Genomic DNA, 4,715 nt, shown 5'->3' on the forward strand with positions numbered 1-4,715 from the left:
CGCCACGGGAGCGCGGCCGCGGAACCTTGCGGCGCCGGGACGGCATCCACCTCGCCGGCGCGGCCGAAAAGATAGCCGGCCAACGCCGCGGACCGGACTCCGTCACCGAGTGCATGGCAGATCTGCACGACGGCCACGGTGGCGCCGCGGGCGCCGGGAAGGCCGTCGATATCCGGGAACACGTGCACTCGCCAGGTCATCTCCCGCGGATCGAGCTGCCGGTCAACCAGATTCGTCACCGCGGTCAGACAGGCCGCCCAGGTGCGGTCAGCCAACTCGTGGACGACGAACTGGTCCTCACCGATCCTGCGGGGCACCCACGCCGGGTAGGTCCAGAAGCCGGTTTCGGCGATGCGCAGCCCCAGTTCGGCACAACCCCGCGCCCGATCCGCCACCACCTCGACAGCGTGATCGGTCTCGGCCGACCCCGGCCCGAAGGCGTAGAGCAGGAACTGGTCGCTGGGGACCGCAGCGGACATCCAGTAGGTCTGCGCATCGATCGCGGCGAGTCGGCGCACCGTCATCGACGCGCGAACCTATACGGGGTCGAACTGCGAGATGAGCCAGCGATTGTCGACCTTGTCCAGCGTGACCCGCACGCTGGACGCCGTATCCGTGGGCGGGTCCTGGCCGACGCTGACGGTCTGGTTGACGAACACCAGCACAACCGCCTCGGTCGGGGACGCCGACACCGACGCCGCGGCCGGCACCGAGGCGACGGCGGAGATCTGCCGCTGCTGCGCACCGGGAATCACCACGTCGTTGGTCAGCGCGGTGTAGGAGTCGCGGAACTCTCCGGTCAGCAGCTCGCGCGCATCCCCGAGCTGCTGCTCCACCGTGTCGGGTGCATACGACAGCAGCGCGATGGTGATGTCCCGTGCCGCCTGCACCGAGGTCGAGGCCGCCAGGTCAGCGCTGCGGACCGAGTTGTCCCGCCACTTCAGGTATCCGGCGCCCAGAGCGAGGACCAGAGCCAGTGCGGGCAGCAGCCCGAAGGCGACCACTCGCGACCACTGGATGCCGCGCTTGGGCGCATCCGGTTCGGCCTCGGGTTGGTCGACGTCGTCGGGCCCGACCTCGGTGGCTTCCTCGGCAGTGGCCGCGTCGGCCGTGTCTTCGCTGTCGGACTCTGTGGTCTTCTCCGCGGTGTCCTCGGCAGTGTCATCGACCTCGGTCTCAGTGCCCACAGCCGTGTTGTCCTTCTCCAAGCTCACAGTCGCCTTGTCCTCGTTGTCCTTGCTCACGGGACGAACTCCACATTGGACACCTTGGCTTCGTCACCGATCTTCTCCACCAGGATCCGCATCCGCCACGCCCGCGGTTCCTGCTCGGGCGCACCGGCGTTCGACGTCCGCACCGTGACCGCGACCAGTACCTGCGCCTCGTTGTCGCTCTCGGATTCGATGCCCGCCTCGGCGATGGTGCCGACCGACTTCGATTGCGCCTGCTTGACGACCTCCACGAACGGCTGGGCACGCTGCTGGAAGTCGTCGTAGAACGTGCCGGTCGCGGAGTCCAGAATGCGCTGGACATCGGCCTCGGCGTTCTCGAAGTCGATGCTGGTGAGATTCAACGCGCCCTGCCGTCCCACCTGAAGGAACAGCGCGCTCTCTGCCGCGGCCTGGTGCGATTCGTACGCCCGGAATCCCAGCCAGCCGGTCAGCCCTGCCAAGGCCAGAACGCCGGCGAGGCCACCGATGAGGGCGAGCTTGACGTGCGAGATCGGGGTGCGCAGGGGAGCTTCGTCAGCCTCGGCTTCGTAGTCCTCGGCTTCGGTGTCCACTACGTCGGTGTCCACTACGTCGGTGTCCACTACGCCGGTGCCCTCGGCTTCGTCCCCGGCGTCCGACTCGCCCGCGTCGGTCTCGTCGGCAGCCGTCACCTCAACCGCTGACTCCTCGACGGCTGTGGACTCTGGTTCCACGGCGCCGGACTCGTCCACCCCGGCTTCATGGTTCGGCTCCGAGGTCTGCTTGCTCAATTCCCCGTCGGGGGCAGCATCATCGACTGCCATGTTTGCTCCTCTTCGGCACTGCGGGCCAGGTTGGACTGTGTGTACACATGTCCGTCCGGTCCAACGTACGTGCCGCTCGCCGGGTCGTATTCGGCGGCTGCGATCGGAGGCGGCGCCGGAGCCGCTGGCGGAAGCGCCTCTGCAGGTGGTGACCCCGGCCGTAGCTGCGGAACGGCCTGGCCGGAGATCGTCGCGTTGGGGTCGCCCTTCCAGTTGTACCCGTCGTTGAGCGGTACGTAGTTCTCATCGCTCTCGCACATCTTCGCGGTCGGCGCGCGTTTGCCGGGCCTCGTGACGCACGGGATGTTGCGGGCACCTCGAACGTTGAAGGCACCGTCCTGCGGCACGCGGCAGTACACATCGCCCGCCGGGCGGTCGGGATAGTCCTCGAACGTCGGCGCCCGCTGCTGCTGGGCGGGCAGGAAGCCGGTGCTGCACGGCGGCGGAATGTTGAGGTTCAGATTCAAGGTCAGGTAGTCACCCATGTAGTCCTGTTTGGTCCCGTTCTTGGCCACGCCCACACCCTGGGTCACCGCGGTGCCCTGCGGGAGCAGCACCAGCAGTTGCTCGAGGTTGGGCTGGTAGGTGACGGCGACCTCACCGACGCTCACCAGGTTGGCCAGCACGATCGGCAGTGTGGGTTGGAGCTGGTCGAACAGCGCCCGCACCTCTTCGGCGGCGCCGGGACCCGTGCTGAGCAGGCCCGACACCGACGCGTCCTCGTTCCGCAGCTGCCCGGTGACGTTCGCCAGGTTCGCCGCCCACGCCTGGATCGAGCCAGAGGTGTCGATCTGGGAGTCCAGGATCGGGCGGACATCGTCGATCACCGTCGTCAGCGAATCGAGGTCCGCCCTGGCGTCGATCGCCAATTGTGTGGAACCGCTGACCAACCGCCGCAACTCCGGACCGAGCCCGCCGACCGCGAGGTACGCCTCGTCGACCACTGTGCGGAGGTTGTCCTGCGGAATGGCCTGCAAGCCAGTATTGGTGAGCTCGAGCACGGTGTTCACATCGACGGGCACCGACGAGCGGTCCCGTGGGATCACGTCGCCGTCGCGCAACTCCGGGCCGTCGCCGCTCTGCGGCAGAAGCTGGACGAACTGCTCGCCGACCGCCGACTGGCTGCGCACCTCGGCGATCAGGTCGGCGGGGATCGGGACGTCGGAATTGAGCGAAAGATTGGCCTCCACACCGGATTCGGTGAGTTCGACGCTGTCCACGATGCCGACCTGCGATCCCCGGTAGGTGACGTTGCTGCGCTCATAGAGCCCGCCGGTCTCAGGCAGCTCGAGGGTCACCCGGTACTGGCCGATGCCCATCAGCGCCGGCAGCCTCATGTACCCGAAGAGCATGATTCCCAGCGCTGTCACGGCGATCACGGAGAAGATCGCCAGCTGGATCAGCATCTGTCTTGTCACACGCATGTCATGGCCCCTGATCCCAGCGGTACGGCGCGAGCAACGGGTTCCCCTGGGTGGTCCCCGGCGACTTCCACGCCACCGAGGGCGAGTTGGGCGTGGTGCAGGGGCTGGGCATCTGGCCGATGGTTCGGCCCCACTGCAGTTCCAACCACGTCAGGTCGCACTCCCACCGGGTTCCGGTGAAGAACCCGGCGTCGATCCGACTCAGCGTCAGGTCGACGATCAGCGACAGGTTGGCGTAGTCACCGCGCAGCCAGTTGGTCAGCGTCTCCTTCGGGAACGGGAACGTCGGCAGGAAGCTCAGTGACCTCGTGAGCGCAGGGCCGGCATCGGCCAGCGACTGCAGCACCGGGCCGAGATCCTTGAGTTCCTGCACCAGCGATTCCCGGGTCTGATTGACCGAGTCCGCCGCCAGCGCGCTGAACCTGCCGAGCTGCACCAGCGTCTCGGAGAGGGCATCACGTTGGTCGCGCAGTACGGACAGCGCATCGGGGATCGTCTGCAGCGCCCGGTCCAGCACCGGCTTCTGTTCGGCGATCTGCCCGACCAGGCTGTCGAGGCTCTCCGCGGTGTCGATGATGTCGTTCTTCTGATCGTCGAGGTGCCCGATCGCAATGTCGAGTTGCTCGATCAGGCTGCGCAGGTCGTTCTCACGCCCGGTGAAGGCGACGCTGAGCGCCTCGGTGATGTCCTGGATGTTGCCGAGACCACCACCGTTGAGCAGCAGCGCAACCGCGGCCAGCGCCTGCTCGGTGGTGGGGAACGCACCCGAGGAGGCGAGCGGGATCAGCGCGCCGCCGTCGAGGCGGCCTTCCGGAGGCTCGTCGGCGGGCGCCGCCAGCTCGATGTGCTGTGAGCCCAGCAGGCTGGTCTGGCCGATCTTGGCGGTTGCGTTGGCGGGCAACACGACATCACCATCCAGCGACATCGTCACCAGTGCGTTCCAGCCCTGACGCTCGATCTCGGTGACGGTGCCCACGTTGACGTCGCCGACGCGGACCCGGGAGTTGCGTTCGACGTTGTCCACGTCGGGCATCTGCGCCTGGATCGTGAACGACCCCGGTCCCATGCCTTCGACGCCCGGCAGGGGAATCGAGTTCAGGCCGCGCCACCCACATCCCGAGCTGACCAGTGTCAGAGCGAGCAGCGTGACACCGACACCGGCGCGGACCCGCATCGTGGGCGTCATGAGCCTGCCCCCGCCGGCACCATCAACCCGTGCAGTCCGTCGTTCGGGATGGTTGTCATCGGCATCTCGGCGGCGAGGGCCGGAGCATCGG

At 67.6% G+C, this 4,715-nt stretch carries 4 protein-coding genes and 1 pseudogene; all 5 read right to left on the reverse strand.

What is annotated here, in order from left to right; translation table 11 throughout:
• Window positions 1-524 (reverse strand): annotated as a pseudogene (locus tag WA965_RS13390) (DUF1298 domain-containing protein); the annotation flags it as partial.
• A gap of 12 nt (window positions 525-536) precedes the next feature.
• Entirely contained in the window at window positions 537-1,244 is a 708-nt protein-coding gene (locus tag WA965_RS13395; RefSeq protein WP_526297151.1) for a hypothetical protein, read from the reverse strand.
• The gene (locus WA965_RS13400) at window positions 1,241-2,014 is read right to left on the reverse strand and encodes an Rv1363c family protein (RefSeq protein WP_526297153.1); all 774 of its coding nucleotides are present in this window, start codon (window positions 2,012-2,014) and stop codon (window positions 1,241-1,243) included. Before WA965_RS13400 ends, WA965_RS13395 begins: the two co-directional genes overlap by 4 nt.
• A complete protein-coding gene (locus WA965_RS13405) occupies window positions 1,978-3,438 on the reverse strand; it encodes an MCE family protein (RefSeq protein ID WP_526297155.1) in 1,461 nt (486 codons plus the stop codon). Before WA965_RS13405 ends, WA965_RS13400 begins: the two co-directional genes overlap by 37 nt.
• 1 nt (window position 3,439) lies before the next feature.
• On the reverse strand, window positions 3,440-4,612 hold the full coding sequence (locus WA965_RS13410; protein ID WP_526297157.1) for an MCE family protein: 1,173 nt from the start codon (window positions 4,610-4,612) through the stop codon (window positions 3,440-3,442).
• Window positions 4,613-4,715 lie beyond the last annotated feature (103 nt).

Source organism: Mycobacterium sp. (genome assembly GCF_049683935.1).
Classification (GTDB): domain Bacteria; phylum Actinomycetota; class Actinomycetes; order Mycobacteriales; family Mycobacteriaceae; genus Mycobacterium.